The organism is Arthrobacter sp. RAF14 (assembly GCF_052114185.1).
Classification (GTDB): Bacteria; Actinomycetota; Actinomycetes; order Actinomycetales; family Micrococcaceae; genus Arthrobacter_E.
Map to the genome: position 1 here is coordinate 21,358 of NZ_JBFREG010000008.1, position 18,127 is coordinate 39,484.

Annotated in this window: 15 protein-coding genes; 7 read left to right on the forward strand and 8 right to left on the reverse strand. The window is 64.8% G+C overall.

The window, feature by feature from the left end; translation table 11 throughout:
- Nucleotides 1-14: 14 nt before the first annotated feature.
- Genes cas6e through cas3 form a run of 6 tightly spaced genes read right to left on the reverse strand, consistent with a single transcriptional unit; the run spans nt 15 to nt 7,735 of the window.
- Nucleotides 15-698 carry a type I-E CRISPR-associated protein Cas6/Cse3/CasE gene (cas6e, locus tag AB4Y75_RS14960; protein WP_441436674.1) on the reverse strand — a complete coding sequence of 228 codons (684 nt, stop codon included), beginning with the start codon at nt 696-698 and terminating at the stop codon, nt 15-17.
- Nucleotides 699-1,400 (reverse strand): type I-E CRISPR-associated protein Cas5/CasD, encoded by a 702-nt coding sequence (gene cas5e / locus AB4Y75_RS14965; RefSeq protein ID WP_441436675.1) that lies wholly within the window; start codon nt 1,398-1,400, stop codon nt 699-701.
- Nucleotides 1,400-2,527 (reverse strand): type I-E CRISPR-associated protein Cas7/Cse4/CasC, encoded by a 1,128-nt coding sequence (gene cas7e, locus AB4Y75_RS14970; protein ID WP_441436676.1) that lies wholly within the window; start codon nt 2,525-2,527, stop codon nt 1,400-1,402. The genes cas5e and cas7e overlap by 1 nt, the downstream gene beginning before the upstream one ends.
- A complete protein-coding gene (gene casB, locus AB4Y75_RS14975; RefSeq protein WP_441436677.1) occupies nt 2,524-3,159 on the reverse strand; it encodes a type I-E CRISPR-associated protein Cse2/CasB in 636 nt (211 codons plus the stop codon). Before casB ends, cas7e begins: the two co-directional genes overlap by 4 nt.
- Complete coding sequence (casA, locus tag AB4Y75_RS14980) at nt 3,156-4,838, reverse strand: type I-E CRISPR-associated protein Cse1/CasA (RefSeq protein ID WP_441436678.1); 1,683 nt, start codon at nt 4,836-4,838, stop codon at nt 3,156-3,158. Before casA ends, casB begins: the two co-directional genes overlap by 4 nt.
- Nucleotides 4,835-7,735, reverse strand: a complete 2,901-nt coding sequence (gene cas3, locus AB4Y75_RS14985; protein WP_441436679.1) for a CRISPR-associated helicase Cas3' — start codon at nt 7,733-7,735, stop codon at nt 4,835-4,837. The genes casA and cas3 overlap by 4 nt, the downstream gene beginning before the upstream one ends.
- A gap of 687 nt (nt 7,736-8,422) precedes the next feature.
- Between cas3 and AB4Y75_RS14990 the strand changes: the two genes are divergently transcribed.
- From AB4Y75_RS14990 to bcp, 7 genes are all read left to right on the forward strand, one after another.
- Entirely contained in the window at nt 8,423-9,205 is a 783-nt protein-coding gene (locus AB4Y75_RS14990; protein ID WP_441436680.1) for a hydroxypyruvate isomerase family protein, read from the forward strand.
- A 97-nt stretch (nt 9,206-9,302) separates the two neighbouring features.
- A complete protein-coding gene (locus tag AB4Y75_RS14995; RefSeq protein ID WP_441436681.1) occupies nt 9,303-10,181 on the forward strand; it encodes a 2-hydroxy-3-oxopropionate reductase in 879 nt (292 codons plus the stop codon).
- A gap of 197 nt (nt 10,182-10,378) precedes the next feature.
- Nucleotides 10,379-12,157 carry a glyoxylate carboligase gene (gcl, locus tag AB4Y75_RS15000; protein WP_441436682.1) on the forward strand — a complete coding sequence of 593 codons (1,779 nt, stop codon included), beginning with the start codon at nt 10,379-10,381 and terminating at the stop codon, nt 12,155-12,157.
- Nucleotides 12,158-12,300: 143 nt separating this feature from the next.
- Nucleotides 12,301-13,437 (forward strand): glycerate kinase, encoded by a 1,137-nt coding sequence (locus AB4Y75_RS15005; RefSeq protein ID WP_441436683.1) that lies wholly within the window; start codon nt 12,301-12,303, stop codon nt 13,435-13,437.
- A gap of 12 nt (nt 13,438-13,449) precedes the next feature.
- Nucleotides 13,450-14,808, forward strand: coding sequence for an allantoinase AllB (gene allB / locus AB4Y75_RS15010; RefSeq protein WP_441436684.1), 1,359 nt, complete (start codon nt 13,450-13,452; stop codon nt 14,806-14,808).
- A 9-nt stretch (nt 14,809-14,817) separates the two neighbouring features.
- Nucleotides 14,818-15,498: a winged helix-turn-helix domain-containing protein gene (locus AB4Y75_RS15015; RefSeq protein WP_441436685.1), complete on the forward strand. Its 681-nt coding sequence runs from the start codon at nt 14,818-14,820 to the stop codon at nt 15,496-15,498.
- Nucleotides 15,499-15,661: 163 nt separating this feature from the next.
- Nucleotides 15,662-16,141 carry a thioredoxin-dependent thiol peroxidase gene (gene bcp, locus AB4Y75_RS15020; protein ID WP_441436686.1) on the forward strand — a complete coding sequence of 160 codons (480 nt, stop codon included), beginning with the start codon at nt 15,662-15,664 and terminating at the stop codon, nt 16,139-16,141.
- Between the two features lie 67 nt (nt 16,142-16,208).
- Here bcp and AB4Y75_RS15025 read toward each other — a convergent pair whose 3' ends face one another.
- Together AB4Y75_RS15025 and AB4Y75_RS15030 are read right to left on the reverse strand one after the other, a co-directional pair.
- The gene (locus AB4Y75_RS15025; RefSeq protein WP_441436687.1) at nt 16,209-17,084 is read right to left on the reverse strand and encodes an endonuclease domain-containing protein; all 876 of its coding nucleotides are present in this window, start codon (nt 17,082-17,084) and stop codon (nt 16,209-16,211) included.
- A gap of 240 nt (nt 17,085-17,324) precedes the next feature.
- A complete protein-coding gene (locus AB4Y75_RS15030) occupies nt 17,325-18,125 on the reverse strand; it encodes an ABC transporter permease (protein WP_278267423.1) in 801 nt (266 codons plus the stop codon).
- Nucleotides 18,126-18,127: the final 2 nt, after the last annotated feature.

Below are 18,127 nucleotides of genomic sequence, written 5' to 3' on the forward strand. Positions count from 1 at the left end.
CCCCGCTGAACCAGTCATCTCGCGCTGCCCCCCGCCGCAGCAATCGTGATCAGACCACACCCATAAGCCTTACCACGTCCAATCCCCTGGACCAGGGCTTCCCGGAACCTCCCCACATCGGTCACCCGCAGCAGACCGTCAAATTGCACGCGAACCAGAGTCACTGCGGACTCACGTCCAGCCTGATGGGGGTCCCTCCTCCCAAACGACTCCTTGATTCGGGAGCTCACCTCAAGCACGGGGCCGGCCTCCCCTGAAACCTCAACTGCGAACCCTCGTTGCTCACTCCGATCCAGCAACCACTGCATCTGTTGCTTCGGAGTGACGTGGGCGAATCGCTTGCCTTTGGTCGCAGGGTCCAACGACTGTTTGGTGGGATTGGCCTGAAGTCTGAACGACCAGAGCTGCCCTTCCTCAAGCCGCTGGAGCAGAGGTTCATAAGCCCTGGTCGCCCAGGTGTTCGTGGCCCATCCCGCCTGTTCATTAAGAGACGACATGTCCGGTTCAGCCAGGCTCAGAACATACAGCGAAACACGGTGCTCCAAACGGTCCACGCGCCAGAGCACTCTGGGGTTCGGCTGCCCTGGCGGCGGAGGCGGAAATGATGACAGAACTGCCGCATGCATAGCCTGCGGATTGCCCAGCAGGAACCGCGCGCCCCTCCGAGCCGGATTGACGTCGAACTTCGTCAGAAACATTCAGGAACCTCCCAATTCGGCCATCGGGTCATGCGACTGTTCCTTCCCGTAGGGGTTGGGCACTTCATGAGGCTTTGGCCTCACAACCGTCCTCCAGGTGTAGTTCCGGTTCTCCGGCGAGAAATCCAATGGCACGTCGCGCACGGTCTCCCCTGGTTCCGCTGGATCCATGGCATCCCTGAATATCTCCAAACTGACAGTGCGCCCGGACTGCTTCTTCTGATGCCAGGGCGCCGCCTGCCAGGGTTCTGCTCGAAGAGCCGCGTCCAAAGTCACGTCCTCAACTCCCAGCGAGATCCTTCCTGCGGGAACGCAGGAACGTCGGCCAAGGTAAAGCGGGTATGCGGGAGCCAGAACAGCCTCGTGCAGCCCCTCAAGCACCGTGCCCGGACCCTCTACGACAGCCAGAAAGACAGCGTCGGACAGGTAGTAGCGATAAGACAAGGGCATGGACGCACGCCCGTCGAGGCTTCGCGCCACCTGGAAGTCACGCATTAGACGGCCCGGCTGATCGACCCGAACACCGAACTTCAGACCGACCAGATCTTCAACGGGATCAGACCTACGCCGGCCCTGGGCAGCCGCGAGCAGCCCCAGGACTCCGCTCTTGGTCGGTTCCTCACGCGTATGGCGATTGACAAAACGGCTGCTGGCGCCCCACGCCTGAAGAGGACCGGCCAGCCGTAATTTGAGAACAGCCACTAGTCGCCCCTGACGTACGCGGGAAGCTCATTCCCCAGCTCCTCGACGAGTTCGGGGAAACTGACCTCACGCCCCAGCTGAGACAGGGCTTTCACCGAGTTCGTCGGGGCCACCACCAACGTGCTGTCGGCTGCGCCGCCGAAACCCGCATCAAGCTCCGCCGAGTACTGAGCCAACCGCTCGGCGGCCACTCTCAGACGACCTTTCCCAGGCTCGGCCACAACAGCCTCTTCAAAGGCACCCACCAGATTGACCGGCCTCCGCTCGCGCAAGCTCACCACCACACCGTCCGGCAGAGTCTTGTTGGCGAAAGTGTTCAGCTTGCCGGTCGGCATCGACTCCACGAATGACCGGACAAAACTCACTGCCGCTTCAACCGTGGCTTCCGTATCCCCCAGGTTCTTCATCAGCCCGCCCAGGTTGAGAGTGGCATATCGATACAAGGTGGACGAGTTGAATTCCACCGTGCCGATCATGCCGGCCCCGGGCTCATCAGCAGCGCTCTCATCATCGACAGCAGTGAAGTAGTCGAACTCACTTTCCACGGCATGGACACTGATGGCATGGGCCACTTGCACACTGGCGTCGACGTTGAGATCCGTGCTGTTGGCGATCATGCGCCCAAAAAGCGCCACGTCCACACTCTGTTCAGACTTCAGGACTTCCTTGACCAGTTTCTTGTCGACGTCCGTGCCGTTCTTCGCCGCATCGAGGGCCACCTCAGCCAGCCTTCTGGCTTGGACGTTGCTGATGAACAGGAGGTACTCGGTCTGAGCAGACTTGACCGTTTCGGCCCCGCCCTTCGCTTTGGGCACTTCTACCTTGAAACCCCCAGCTTGAACAGCTCTGATGGCCAATTCAGCCGCACGATCACTCAGGTCTGGTGAAATTTCCTTGATGTGCTTCGTCACGATCTCCACAAGACGCTTGGTACGGGTCCCGAGCCGGCTTGGATCAAGGTACTCGGAAAAGTCTCTACGGATCGCTCTCTTCCAGGCCTGGCTGGAGACCCTCGCCCGCCGGACGCCACCATACACAGCCGTTTTCGGTGACCCCGTGTCATCCCGGTTGATGTTGCTCGGAGGGACCGTGTGCAAGGCGTGGATATCAAGGTAGAAGTTCTTCATGATGCTGTTCCTTCGCGAGAGTCAGAGTTCTGTAGGTCAGGTGATTTTCGAGGCCAGGTGAATGCGTAGTCCCTGCCCCACCGGAGCCGGACGGTGTTTGCGATAGCCGGGTCCTGCAAGATGCGGAGATCCTCCGCGAAACGTCCATAGTCCAGAGCGATATCCGCCGCCCTCAACTGCTGGATCAGCCCTCGGGCATGATGCTGTAGTTCGCTGAAAGTCGTGGATGTCATCAAGGCATCGAAACGGCGCTTCACTGCTGCCGACGCCCCGTCGGCACCTTCAGGCATCCCCAATCGCTGCACAGCCCGTCCGAGGGAAGGCCCTGTCTGGTGCATGGGCATGCTCTTCGACTGCTGGTGGACCGCGTACAGGGTCATCGCCGCATACGCTGCCCGCTCTCCCGGGCTAGCAGTATCCCCACGCCCCACAAGTTCCGCTGGAAGCCCGTCCACGGCCTCATTCCAGACCCAGGGATCGGAGCCGGGCTCCGTCGCGACAGCCCTTCGAAGCCTGGCGAGGGTTCCGGCGACAAGCGGCCGGTGTCCTTCCAGATAGATCCGCTGGATCTTCCGGATTCTGGCGTCGATGTGCCGGGCCAACGCGGGCCTTTCACTCATTGCTTTGCTCATTTCGTCGTCGCGCTTTCAGTGATCTCGCGGGCGGACCTTACCGCCCTTGCCTCGATCTCCTCCTGGAGAGGCAGGTGTTTCCTAAGACTTCTGTACAGCCACGTCTCAGCCGTGGCCGCGGAGACGAAATCGGAACCGATCGTTCGTCCTATCAGCGCCGCGTCCCCGGCCATGGACAGCATTTCCGCTGCGTAGGAGCCGACGATCTTCCGGGCGGTGGAATTCCAGCCACCTTCCGCGACCTCTGAGTCCTCACCGCCGGTGAGTCCCGTAACCCACCTTCTATAGGGTTCGTTCAGTGCAAAGAAGATGAGCTGCCGTGCCTTGTCACGCGGTGGCTCCGTGTCTCCACCCGCCGCTTTGCTCAGTTCGCCCGCGAAGCGGCCGAACGCCCATGCCGCTTGCTCAGTGTTGAATGCTGCGTTCGTGACTGCTTGCGCCACAGCAGCAGAATGTCGCGAAAGCAGTCGCAGATGAATCGCCAAGGCATCATCCAGTACCTCCGTGTACACAGAGCTCTGAGTGCCGTAGACCGCACCCACCAGCCGCGCCGTGACAATCCTCCCGGTGCCGATGGAATCCAGCTCACTCAGTCGTGAAACCCAAGTGACGATGGGCGGAACCCTGAGTTCGAGAATTCCGTCAGCGTTGGTCCGAGCACGCTCATTTTGCATGAGGAGGGAACCCACTCCACCCCAGATCATCCGCTCCGGATCGTGTTCCCGGGGCATGTAGACCGCGCCCGCCTTGAATTTGGCGGTCTGGGGCTTACTGAACCGCTGGGCCGTCATCGGATCCGCGTCCATGTTCTGCGGAGGCAGAGGATCACCATTGCAGACCAGAACATTCCGGACCATTCCTGCTTCCGGAAAAAGCCTGATCCGTCGGGACTGCCACGTGAAGACGTCGACGGGTCCCGTGGGCCTCGGAGCCCCCTCGGGCCGCTCCTCAACAGCCGCATTCAGAGGAGCACGTTCCCAGGGCGGAAGATCACTACCCGATCCCGGCGCGGCCACCAGGGAAAGGTCAAGATTCAGATGCAGGGTTTCCGAGAGGTTCGCTCCCTCGAAATAAACCCCGCCAGTCGCTCCGGTCCATCCCGTTCCGATGGGATAGCCCTTTCCGCCTTTCACTCTCGGGTCCCCCACCGCGCCGGATTTGATCCCCGACGGGTCATAGGCATGCGTGTGAATAAGCCAGCGAGCTGCCTCGGCATAGGACAGCGCATCGAGACCGTGGCCGGCACGCGTCGTGAAATACTGATGGCCGCTGGGCACATCCGCTATCAACCGGCTCACCCCGTCAACCTTGCCGCTCTGTGTGTGCAGGCCGGCCACCTGCATGAACGGCCTGGCTGAGTCGAACAGTTCGAAGGACGACTCGGATTCCTCTAGATAGCTCAGAGCGGAAGCCGCAAGTTTGGCCTGGTCTTCCCAAAGTTCTTTCCAGGTCTCCACCGCATTGCTCGCATCGATCTGCGGCATGCTGCTGTACACGATGGCCAGGAGAACACGAAGCACCGCATAGTCCTGAGTAGGCAGCTCGCCTGCCAGACATCGGACCGAAACGCTCTGGCTGAAGACCTCTGCCAGAGAAAGCTCCTTGACCGTTCCGTCCACCATGAGGCAACTCACCCAGGGATCGCGCACCAGATTGAACTGAGAACTCACCATGGTCATTCGGTTTCTTCTTTCTCTTCATACAGCCCGATGCGCGGGTCGTAGCGTAGCCTCGTCCCATCCAGTTCCGCTGTCATCGCCTCATCCAGGAAAAGCACCAGTTGCCCCTTGAGCCAGGATGATTTCTGCCACGCAGCGATCCCCAGAGACTCCAGTTCGTTCAAGACCTTGTCTATCCGACGCGGCCGACAAAAATTCGGGGGCAATCTGACCGTGCACGTGCTGAGCGCCCTGGCGGTCCTGTCCTCGGGTGGGCTGTCTGTCGGAATCACCATGCCTCCAAAACGCGCAAGGTGAGGAACAAAGGTGACTTCAGAGGTTTTGCAGGCCAAGATCACCTCAAGAGACTCGTCCGTGTCCCTGACTTTGGCGAGTCCCACCGCTTCCTGGACACCGTCGTCGGCGTTCCCTACGTTGCGATCCAGTAGATCCGTGACCAATCCTTCGGGAAACTCAGCAGCACCTTTCAGGAGAAATACCCCCGCTTCATCGAATTTCCTCGCGAGGACGTCTGAACGTTCCTTCTCAGCTTCGTCAAAGGCCTCGCCCCACGCTTCCGGCACGGAAAACCCGTCCGCATACGTCTGCTGAACCAGGGAGCTGATATCCGCAGGCAACTCAAGTGGTGTTCCGCCCGCAAACCTGCTTTCCAGCGTTGCGTAGGACCTCATCAGCATCGCCCGCCCATAGATCGCCACTGAACCCGCCTCGAAAACCGGAGGGGATGACGTCCAGTCGAGAACTCCTCTGACCAGGCACGATGGGGCCTGGAGGTGTTTCGGGCGGGGCTGAGCGACGGTCTGCCTGCGATGCAGTCGTCCAATACGTTGAAGGAGCAGATCCGTTGGCGCGATGTCCGTGATCATCAGGTCGAAGTCAACGTCCAGCGACTGTTCAAGCACTTGCGTGCCGACAACGACCAGACGTTCGGGACGGACCTTGCCTGCTGCAGCCACCACGTCATCACGGCCTAGAACAGAACGTATCTGCTCCTCCAGCCGCATCCGGTCCGGCGCCATGAAGCGCGAATGGACCAGCATCAGTTCCTCGTCTGCGAACATTCCGGAGAGGTTCTTGAACACCCCCTGTGCCCGCTGAACGGTGTTGCAGATGATCGCCACGCACCCGCCATCACGCTTCACAAGCTCCAGGGCGGCCAGCAACTCGGACGGGTCATCGCCAAGTGGCTTCAACGTGACAGGCTGGGAGCCTTCCCTGGCCGCCGGGAACAAGAGCCGGGGGCCTCCCGGAGCGCTGCTCACCAGCAGCGGATATCCGGGGTTCCCATCAAGAGGGGACGACGACGGTGGACCGGGCCGTCGCCGTCGTGGCCTCGCGTTCCAGTCCGGAGACTGGGCCGCTGCCCTGCTCGTGATCCGGCCCGATTCATAGGACTCCACCAGCTGTCTGCGCGTTGCCGCCGGCAGCGTCGCCGAGAGGAGGATGACGGGGACTCCGTAGGACGCGAGCCAGGCCAGCACCTGATTCAGGTAGCGGTTCATGAAGGCGTCATAGGCGTGTACCTCATCGATGATCACCACCTTCCCGGCCAGGGCCAGGTGGCGCAGCACAACATGCTTGCTCTGCAACGCCGCGAACAGCACCTGATCGACAGTGGCCACCACAAAGCTCGCCAAGAGCCCCTTCTTCCGGCCGAAGAGCCACTGGTGGGCTATCGCGGCGTGGACCTGGCCTTCCGACGTGCCGGATTCCTCGCCGAAGACTCCATGGATTCGTTCCCCGGAACCACTCGCCACCGTGCTCTCCCGGAAGAACTTCCTGAACTTCTCATTGAGCAGGGACTTGGAATGTGCCAGATAGATGCTGCGCTTGTGCAAACCTGGCCTGGCGTCCGGGAGCTTGCTCACCCAGGACGGAAAGCGGGTGAACATGGCATCACTCGTTGCTTGGGTGGGCAGAGCGAAGACCACACCGCCGAGTCCCCACTTTGCGGCGAAGACCTCGGCCGCGGCCAGTGCAGCTTCGGTCTTCCCCACTCCCATCGGGGCCTCGATGATCAGAACTCCCGGTATCTCCATCGCGAATGCGGCTTCAATGGCCTTCCTCTGCATATCCGTGGGACGGGCGCCCTGAGGCAGGTCGAACCGCCCAGCGAAAAGCTTTTCCGGATCTTCCGGAGGCACCGGCGCCGCCCACGGCGGAGCCAGATCCAGTTGCTCCCACGCTTTACTCAGCCGTTCCCCGGTTGTGGATTGATCGCCATAGGGAAAAAGGTCCACGTTGCTGGCTATCCAGTCAGCCACGATGACGACGGCGGTCAGCAGCAGTTGTGCTTGAGGCGTGAGTTTCTGCGCTTTCCACGAAGGAAAGTAGGAGTCGGCCCCCGTTAACGAGGCGCACGCCGCCATCAGCTCATTCTGGACCTCGTGCCAGGCCGGTGCGAGGGCCTCCGTCGCTTCCCGGGCCGCTCGGATGCCTACCGTAGAAGGGGGAACGCCGTGGTGTCCCCCGGCAATCGTGGAGTAACTGGCGGCAGTAATGGCATCGAACCCCTGGACTTCCCTCAGCCAACGGTTGATGATCGTATAGCTCAGAACGGAGTGCGGCAGTTTCTCCTGTGGGGTCAGCGTCCACGGCGAATCAAGTCCGTAGCTACGCATCCCATCAGCCAGGCTGGGGACTTGGTAGGAGAACTTCTCGTGCGCTTTCCCGGCATCGTGCGTCGCAGCGAGCCATGTCAGAAGAGTCCTTGCCTCCTGCGAGTCGGATGCCCCGCAGCTTTCCTGGATCCGGACCTTGACCGCCACCGCGAGCCACTCGTCCCAGAGCTTTCCGGCGACGGCGGCCGAATCCTGCATGTGACGCCACAAGGACATCGAGTCCCCAGTATCGCGGTCCGATTTGGCCCACACCGACTGAGCCGCGGGTGAAATCATGAGATCCCCTTCTCACTACCGGGCTCTGCTTCGAAGCCAGGTTGCCGCAACATACCAACCCGACGCGGACGCCTTTAGAAACACCTCGCCGTCAACTTTTCGTGTCGACAACGCCAGCTTGGCGGTCCCGCAAAGGGCGAGTCCACTAGGCTGGAGTTGCTTCCCACATCAGCGGGAATGAACCAGTTGAGGTTTGAGGTCGCCCTGCATAGTGCTGAGCGTGTTCCCCCAAGTGTGGGGGTTTCAAATATTTAACGTTGACGTTTGAGGTTGTCGTAGACCAACATCTATGATCATGCCTACATACTAATCACGGAGCATGCAACACCGTCAAGGGGCTCGCCGCACCCGCCACCCTCGCCCTCAACCCCGAACCCGCGCCCGAAATCACTTTCCGCGGGGCAATATCCGCGCGAAAGATGAATCAGGCCGCAGAAACGTGGAGGCCCTAGCTCCTCTCCTTCGTCGCCACCGCCGCCGCGCACCCCCCAACACGTCAGATTTTTGTATCCCATCCGCCTCAACGTGACCCACCCCACTTGACGCCCACCCCCAGCCCTCCGTAAACTTTCACTAAGCAAAACTTTCCTTCCACAATGCGGAATCTAGCCGGAAGCGGCGAGAGGATGCAGGAGGAAGGACTCCGAAGACCACCAGCAGGGCAAAGACGCCCGGGAAGGACACGACATGACCTACTCCGTGAACTGCTCAATCCTCTTGACCGAGCTCCCCCTCCTCGAACGCCCGGCCGCCGCCAAGGCCGCCGGCTTCGACGCCGTCGAGTTCTGGTGGCCCTTCTCCGAAGCCGTCCCCGCCGACGCAGACGTGGACGCCTTCGTCAACGCCATCAACGACGCCGGCGTCCAGCTGGCCGGCCTCAACTTTTTCGCGGGCGACATGCCCGGCGGCGACCGCGGCCTGGTCTCATGGACCGGCCGGGAGGCGGAGTTCAAGGACAACATCGACGTCGTGACCGGTATCGGTGAGCGCCTCGGCACCAAGGCCTTCAACGCCCTCTACGGCAACCGCCTCGACGGCGTCGCCCCGGAGGAGCAGGACGAGCTCGGCCTGACGAACCTGGTCGCAGCGGCGGAAGGCGTCGCGAAGATCGGCGGCACCGTCCTCCTGGAGCCCGTCTCCGGCACCCCCGCCTACCCGCTCAAGACGGCCGCCGACACCTTCGCGGTCATCGCCAAGACCCAGGAAGCCGGCGCGGACAACGTCAAATTCCTGGCGGACTTTTACCACCTGTCCGTCAACGGTGACGACGTGGCCGCCGTGATCGAGAACCACACCAAGGACTTCGGCCACATCCAGATCGCCGACAACCCCGGCCGCGGCGCCCCCGGCACCGGCGAACTCCCCCTCGGCGAGTGGGTCAGCCGCAGCCGCGAACTCGGCTACACCGGCTACATCGCCCTCGAGTACAAGCAGCCCCAGGAATCCGCCTTCTCCTGGCTCGTCCGCTGAGCCCCAGCGCCTGACGACACGCCGGCCACCCGCCGTCGTCGTCCACCACAGACTCACCTCAGATTTTTAGCTCACACAAGCTAGCAAAGGATTTCCAATGACCAACGTCACCATGATCGGCCTCGGCATCATGGGCCTGCCCATGGCCAAGAACCTCGTCAAGGCCGGCTTCAACGTCACCGGCTTCAACCGCTCGCAGGACAAGATCGACGCCCTCGTCGAGGCCGGCGGCAACGGCGCCTCCAGCATCGCCGAATCCGTCAAGGACGCTGACGTCATCATCACCATGGTCCCGGACTCCCCGGACGTGGAAGGCGTGGTCTCCGGCCCCGAAGGCGTCTTCGCCAACGCGAAGTCCGGCGCACTCTGGATCGATGCCTCCTCCATCCGCCCGGACGTGGCCGCCCGCCTGTCCGCCGACGCCCGCGAAGCCGGCCTCCGCCCGCTGGACGGTCCCGTCTCCGGCGGCGAGCAGGGCGCCATCGACGGCGTGCTCTCCATCATGGTCGGTGGCGAGGCCGCCGACTTCGAAGAGGCACAGCCCGTCCTCAACGCCGTCGGCAAGACGATCGTCCACGTGGGCCCCTCCGGCTCCGGCCAGACCGTCAAGGCCGCCAACCAGCTGATCGTGGCCGTCAACATCCAGGCCCTAGCCGAGGCGGTCACCTTCCTCGAGGCCTACGGCGTGGACACCGACGCCGCCCTCAAGGTCCTCGGCGGCGGCCTCGCCGGCTCCAAGGTCCTCGACCAGAAGGGTCAGAAGATGCTCGACCGCAACTTCGACCCCGGCTTCCGCCTGGCCCTCCACAACAAGGACCTCGGCATCGTCACCTCCGCAGCACGCGAAGCAGGAGTGGTGGTCCCGCTCGGCTCCGCCGTCGCCCAGCTGGTCTCCGCCCTCGTCGCCCGCGGTGACGGCGGCCTGGACCACTCCGGCCTCTTCAAGCTCACCACCGAGCTGTCCGGCAAGAACTGACCACTCGACCCTCGTTGCGTGCTCAGTAGATGCGGGTTCCAACTCGGAACATCCGCAACAACTGAGCACTCAACACCCCAGACCGTACGACGGCGCGTGAGCACCACCCGCTCACGCATCACCTCCCGCAACAAGGCCGCGAGAGCTGCCCACGCGCCGTCGTCGCACCCCTTTCAGACTTTTTCAAGGAGCAAACCATGGCAAAGATGCGCACCGTTGACGCTGCCGTAGCCATCCTGGTGAAGGAAGGCGCCATTGAGGCGTTCGGCCTGCCTGGCGCGGCGATCAACCCCTTCTATTCCGCGATGCGCGCCAACGGCGGCATCCGGCACACCCTGGCCCGCCACGTGGAGGGCGCCAGCCACATGGCTGACGGCTACTCCCGCGCCGCCGATGGCAACATCGGCATCTGCATCGGCACCTCCGGCCCCGCCGGCACCGACATGATCACCGGTCTGTACGCCTCCTGGGCGGACTCCATCCCCATGCTCTGCATCACCGGCCAGGCCCCCGTGGCGAAGCTGCACAAGGAGGACTTCCAGGCCGTGGACATCGAGTCCATCGCCAAGCCCGTCACCAAGATGGCCATGACCATCCTGGAGCCCGGCCAGGTCCCCGGCGCCTTCCAGAAGGCGTTCCAACTCATGCGCTCCGGCCGCCCGGGCCCGGTCCTCCTGGACCTGCCCTTCGACGTGCAGATGGCCGAGATCGAGTTCGACATCGATGCCTACGAGCCGCTCCCCGTGGAGAAGCCCCGCGCCAGCGCCGTGCAGCTGGGCAAGGCCCTGGACATGCTGCTCGCCTCCGAGCGCCCGCTGATCGTGGCCGGCGGCGGCATCATCAACGCCGGCGCCTCGGAGAAGCTCGTGGAACTGGCCGAGATCCTGAACGTCCCCGTGATCCCGACCCTCATGGGCTGGGGCGTCATCCCGGACGACCACAAGCTGATGGCCGGCATGGTGGGTCTGCAGACCTCGCACCGCTACGGCAACGCCACGTTCCTGGAGTCCGACTTCGTGATCGGCATCGGCAACCGCTGGGCCAACCGTCACACGGGCGGCCTGGACCTTTACACCCAGGGCCGCAAGTTCGTGCACATCGACATCGAGCCCACCCAGATCGGCCGCGTGTTCGCACCGGATCTGGGCATCGCCTCGGACGCCGGCGCCGCACTGGAAGGCCTGGTGGAGCTCGCCAAGGAGCGCAAGGCCGCCGGTCAGCTGCCGGATTACACCGCCTGGGCGGACGCCGCACAGGAGAAGAAGGGCAAGCTGCAGCGCAAGACCCACTTCGACAACGTGCCGATCAAGCCGCAGCGTGTGTACGAGGAGATGAACCGCGCCTTCGGCAAGGACACCACCTACGTCACCACCATCGGCCTCTCGCAGATCGCGGGCGCGCAGATGCTGCACGTCTTCGGCGCCCGCCGCTGGATCAACGCCGGACAGGCCGGACCCCTCGGCTGGACCGCACCGGCCGCCCTCGGCGTGGTGCGCGGCAAGCCCGGCGAGACCGTGGTCGCCCTCTCCGGTGACTACGACTTCCAGTTCATGATCGAGGAACTGGCCGTGGGCGCGCAGTTCAACCTCCCGTACATCCACGTGGTGGTGAACAACTCCTACCTCGGCCTGATCCGTCAGTCCCAGCGCGGCTTCAAGATGGAGCAGAACGTCTCCCTGGCGTTCGAGAACATCAACTCCCCCGAGACCGCCGGCTACGGCGTGGACCACGTCAGGGTGGCCGAGGGCCTCGGCTGCAAGGCCATCCGCGTGCAGAACCCGGACGATCTGGGAGCGGCCTTCGAGAAGGCCCGCGCCCTGACCGAGGAGTTCCAGGTTCCCGTGGTGGTGGAAGTGATCCTCGAGAAGATCACGAACATCTCCATGGGCACCGAGCTGGATAATGTGACCGAGTTCGAAGAGCTCGCGGAGAAGGGCGAGGACGCCCCCACCGCGGTGGTCTCCCTGCTCGACTGACACCGTCTCCTCCTGCCGGACGCACCCGGCAGGAGGAGCGCACCAGGCTTCATGCCGCACCCCGGGTGGCCCGCCGTCGCTGGATTCCAGCACGGCAGGCCACCCGGACCTGAAACACCCACCGCACTGACGAAGGAGTCCACATGCGGATCGTGATCGCACCGGATAAGTTCAAAGGATCGCTCTCGGCCCCCGAGGTCGTGGAGCACCTGACCGCCGGTCTGCATGCCGTGGACGGCTCACTGGACGTCGTGGGTGTTCCCGTGGCCGACGGCGGCGAAGGGACGCTGGATGCCGCGATCGGCTCCGGCTTCTCCCGCCGCACGGTCCGCGTCACCGGCCCCACCGGTCAGCCGCTCGACGCCGACTTCGCACTCCGCGGCGATGAGGCGGTCATCGAAATGGCGCTCGCCTCCGGCCTCGCCGTCCTGCCGGACGGTGTGAAGGACGGCCGCGGCGCCACCAGCCTGGGCACCGGCCAGCTCATCCGCGCAGCGCTCGACGCCGGTGCCCGCACCATCGTCCTGGGCGTCGGCGGCAGCGCCAACACCGACGGCGGTGCCGGCGTCATCAAGGGCCTGGGCGGACGCTTCCTGGACGCCTCCGGGGCTGAACTGCCCGACGGCGGCGCCCCGCTGGCCCGGCTGGACCGGATCGACCTCTCCGAGCTGGACCTCCGCCTGGAGCAGACCCGCTTCATCCTGGCCAGCGACGTGGACAACCCGCTCCTCGGCGCCCAGGGCGCACCCGCGGTGTTCGGCCCGCAGAAGGGACTGAGCCCGGAGGACGTCGCCGAACTCGACGCCACCCTGGCGCACTTCGTGGAGGTCCTGGGGCGCGAGATCGGCCTCACGGCGTCCACCGCCGCGGCGGCACCCGGCGCCGGGGCCGCGGGCGGGGTGGGCTACGCGGCCCTCGCCGTGCTGAACGCCGAGCGCCGGCGCGGCGTCGACGTCGTGCTGGACTTCACCGGACTGGCCGGCAAGCTCGACGGTGCCACCCTCGTGGTCACGGGCGAAGGCAGCCTCGATGAGCAGAGTCTGGGCGGCAAGACCCCCGTGGGCGTCGCCGATGCGGCACGCGCCGCCGGGATCCCCATCGTGGCCGTCTGCGGACGCACCACTCTCACCGACGAACAGATTTCCACATCCGGGTTCCGGGCCGTGTACTCGCTGACCAGCATCGAGGAAGATGTTGAGAAGTGCATCACTCAGGCCGGACCGCTGGTGGAGAAGCTTGGCGGCATCATCGCCAACAGCCTGATCAAGCAGAGCAACTAGAACAGGATCAGCATGTCTGAAGAACAGAACACCCCCGCAGAGTTCGACCTCGTCATCCGCGGCCAGCGCGTCCTCACCAGCGCCGGCATCGCGCCGCGCGAAGTCGGCGTCAAGGACGGCCGCGTCGTGGCCATGGAGCCCCTCGGCAACAACCTCGTGGGCGCGCAGACCGTCGAACTCGGTGATGATGAGACCCTCATCCCCGGCCTGGTGGACACCCACGTGCACGTCAACGAGCCCGGCCGGACCGAGTGGGAGGGCTTCGCCTCCGCCACCCGCGCCGCCGCCGCAGGCGGTGTCACCACCATCATCGACATGCCGCTGAACTCCGTTCCGCCCACCACCAGCGTGGAGAATCTCGAGCTCAAGCGGTCCGTGGCCCGTGACCAGGCGTTCGTGGACGTCGGGTTCTGGGGCGGAGCGATCCCGGGCAACACCGAGAACCTCCGTCCCCTGCACGACGCCGGCGTCTTCGGTTTCAAGTGCTTCCTCCTGCACTCCGGCGTGGACGAGTTCCCGCACCTGGAAGCGGACGAGATGGAGACGGACCTCGCCGAGCTGCGCAAGTTCGACTCCCTCATGCTGGTCCACGCCGAGGACTCCCACGCGATCGACCGCGCACCGCATGCCGAAGGTGACGTCTACGCCAAGTTCCTGGCCTCCCGTCCCCGCGGCGCCGAGAACAAGGCCATCGCCGAGGTCATCGAGCGCACCCGCTGGACCGGCGCCCGCTCGCACATCCTGCACCTCTCGTCCTCGGACGCGCTGCCGATGATCGCCACCGCCAAGCGCGACGGCGTCAACGTCACGGTCGAGACCTGCCCGCACTACCTGACCCTGAACGCCGAGGAGATCCCCAACGGCGCCACGGCGTACAAGTGCTGCCCGCCCATCCGTGAGGCCTCCAACCGCGAACTGCTGTGGAAGGGACTCGAAGAGGGCACCATCGACTGCATCGTCTCCGACCACTCCCCCAGCACCCTGGATCTCAAGGACCTGGAGAACGGCGACTTCGCCGTGGCCTGGGGCGGCGTCTCCTCACTCCAGCTGGGCCTCTCGCTCATCTGGACCGAGGCACGGCACCGCGGCATCCCGCTGGAGAAGGTCATCTCCTGGATGTCCACCCGTCCGGCCGAGATCGCCCGGGTCCCCAACAAGGGCCTGATCGCCGTCGGCTACGACGCGGACTTCTCCATCTTCGCCGCGGACGACGCCTTCGTGGTGGACGTGAAGCGCCTGAAGCACAAGAACCCGATCACCCCCTACGACGGACGGGCCCTGTCCGGCGTCGTGCGCAAGACCTTCCTCCGCGGCCAGGTGGCCGACGGCACCCAGCCGATCGGCAAGCTGATCCGCCGCGGGGGCATCTAGGCGGCAGGCATGAGCGCCCAGCCAGTACACCACCGTTCCGACGCAGGCCATCCCGGCCTGGCGGGCGGACCCCGCTCCGGGGCCGCCCGCCGGGCGGCGGCGCCGGACTCCGCTCCGGGTGCGCGGCCACGCATGGCCGCGCACGGCGCCGCACTGTTCTTCCAGACTCCGGCGGAGCTGACGGACGAACAGTTCGCCCACCTGGAGGAACTCATCCTCACCCGCCTGCACCACCTCAACGCGGATGCCGAGGCGATGCTCTGGAACGTCCCGGACGCCGAACTCGAAGCAGCCCGGGAGACCGCGCTGGCCGAGGACGCGGCGGCTCTTGAGGCCGCCGACGCCGTCGCCTCGGGCGACGACGGGCACATCCACGAGGTCGACGTCGACCTCGCCGCGGACCAGGTCCGCGTGGACGGGGTGCCGATCTCCTTCAGCGGCGTCGAGTACCGTCTGCTCCGCTACCTGGTGCAGCACTGCTCCCGCTCGGTTCCCCGGCAGGAGCTCGCGGACTTCCTGATCTCCCTGGACGCGACGGCGGCCCCTCGGTCGATCGACGTGTACGTGAGCCGGATCCGCCGCAAGCTCGGTCCCGTGCGTCACGTAGTGGAAACTGTGCGCGGAGGCGGATACCGTTTCCAGGCAGGCAGGCACTCTCGAGTGCGCGGCCCCGCCGAATACAGCATCTGAGCGGAATAGGCGGGGCACCGGAGGCGCTGTACCTCTCAGACACGACGAGGGGACGGACCGGACCAGCGGCACGGATGCCGCGACCGAGGCCCGCGCCCCGGAGACCACCGCCACCGAGACACTGCCCCAGAGACCACCGAAGAGAACCGAACGAGGATTCATCATGACTGCACCCAGCACCGTCAAGCTCCTTCCGGGCACCGAAGCCCCGGATTTCGCCCTGACCGATGCCCGCGGCGAGACCCACAGCCTGTCGGACTACCGCGGCAAGAACGTGGTGGTGTACTTCTACCCGAAGGCCGCCACCCCCGGCTGCACCACCGAGGCCTGCGACTTCCGTGACTCCCTGGCCAGCTTCAAGGGCCACGGCTACGAAGTCCTGGGTGTCTCCCCCGACAGCCAGGAGGCCATCTCGTCCTTCGCCGATGACTTCAGCCTGACCTTCCCGCTCCTGGCCGACGAGGACCACAAGGTCGCCCTGGCCTACGGCGCGTGGGGCGAGAAGCTGCTCGACGGCGAGGTCGTCGAAGGCATCGTCCGCTCCACCGTGGTGGTGGACCCCGAAGGCCTGGTCAAGCTGGCCAAGTACCAGGTGGCCGCCGAGGGCCACGTCTCCGAGCTGAAGACCGAGCTGGGGCTGTAAGGTCCCCTCACCGGGAACCGGACCGCGAGAAGCCAGTTGAGCACAGTATCCCCTCCCGGGACTGTGCTCAACTGGCTTCTCGCGTATCTTCAGACCAACCGGCCTGCACCAGGGCTCGACGGATCTTCTCCAACGCCCGGGGGAAGAACCCGCTGAGGTCTTCCTTGCTGACCCTGACTTCGCGCCAGCCGAGTTCCTCGGTGACGGCGTGCCTGCGGATGTCCTTCGTGTACTGGCCTGTCGACGCGTGGTGACCTCCGTCGTACTGAATCGACACGCGGAACTCCACGTAGGCGAGGTCCGGCCAGACCACCCCTTTCCCATCCGGCCTTCTGATGACATGCCGGAGAACCGGTTCGGGAAATCCGTGGTCCACAAGCAGCAGCCGCAGCGTCGTCTCCTGGGGCGAATCAGCCCCGACCCTGACACGCTCCAACGCCGCGCGCGCCTTCTTCACACCCCGCATTCCGGAATGCACGCTGATCGTCTGTTCCAAATCGGCCACCGTGCAGATCGCCCGGCGCGGGACCGGGGCCTCGGATCCGTGTTCACACACGAGGTGGTCCCCCACCACCACCAGCTCATCCACGCTCAGACGAATCGCCAGGTCGAGCCAGGTCCTCGCCGGGCTGGTGATCCGCAATCCCTCGAGCGTCTCCACTTCGCCCTCCCGGAACGTCATGACCCGTCCCACCACGTTGCGCCGCCGGGCCCGGTTCCGGCCCCGTGGTCTGCCCAGGTGGACGCGCCAATCGCCTTGGTGACGACGCGGCAGGGGCAGCCCATTCAGCTGGGCCGCCGTGAGGTCCATGACGACGGCGCCGGGATCATCCGCCGTGTAGGCCAGAAGGGCCGACGGGCCCCTCAAATCGGCCTCGAGAGGTACCCTGATGCCTCTCGACACGACCGCCACGTCCCGCGCGCGGCTCCTGTTGCGGCTCAATCCGGCTTGCCGGCCTTGGACCGCAGTGAAGGACCCGCCCGACAACTCAGGGGGCAGAGGTTTACGCTGCATGGTTCATGCTTGCGCGGATCGGTCTGCCGTGGGCCGTTATCCACAGGCCAGGTGCTTCCGCCACACGCGAGAAGCCAGTTGAGCACAGTCCGGAGGCGGAACACTGTGCTCAACTGGCTTCTCGCGAGCAGAGGCAGGGGCAGGGGACGGAACCGGGGGTGGTGGGCCCTACTTCCCCGCCACCGTGTCCGAGGACAGTTTCTGCGCCAGCCAGATCGGGACGATGGACACCACGATCAGGACCACGGCCACCACGTTGACCACGGGGGCCTGATTCGGGCGGAACAGGTTCTGCAGGATCCAGATCGGGAGCGTCGTCTCGCCCGCGCCGATCGTGAACGTCGTCACGATGATCTCGTCGAAGCTGAGCGCGAAGGCCAGCAGGCCACCGGCCAGCAGAGCCGACCGGAGCTGCGGGAAGGTCACCTGCCAGAAGGTGGTGAACACCCCGGCGCCCAGATCCGCGGACGCCTCCTCAAGCCCGGGGTTGACCCGCCGCAGCCGGGCGATGACGTTGTTGAACACCGTCACGATGCAGAAGGTCGCATGGGCCACCACCACCGTGAACATGCTCAGCGGCACTCCCAGGATGGTGGTGAACATGTTGTTCAGCGCGATGCCCGTGACGATGCCGGGCAGCGCGATCGGCAGGATGACCAGCAGGTTCACCACGTCACGGCCGAAGAAGCGGTACCGCTGCAGCGCCAAGGCGAGCAGGGTGCCCAGGACGAGCGCGATCAGCGTGGCCACGGCGCCCACCCAGAGGGAGGAGACCAGAGCCGAGCGCACGCCGTCGTTCTCAAAGGCCCGCGTCCACCATTCCAGGGTGAAGCCCTTGGGCGGCCAGCCGAAGGTGCGGTCCGCGTTGAACGAGTTGACCACCACCAGGAGAAGCGGTGCGTAGATGAAGAGCAGGACCAGCCCCGTGATCAGGCCGAGGATCCCTTTGGCACTCCGTGAAAGTCTCATGG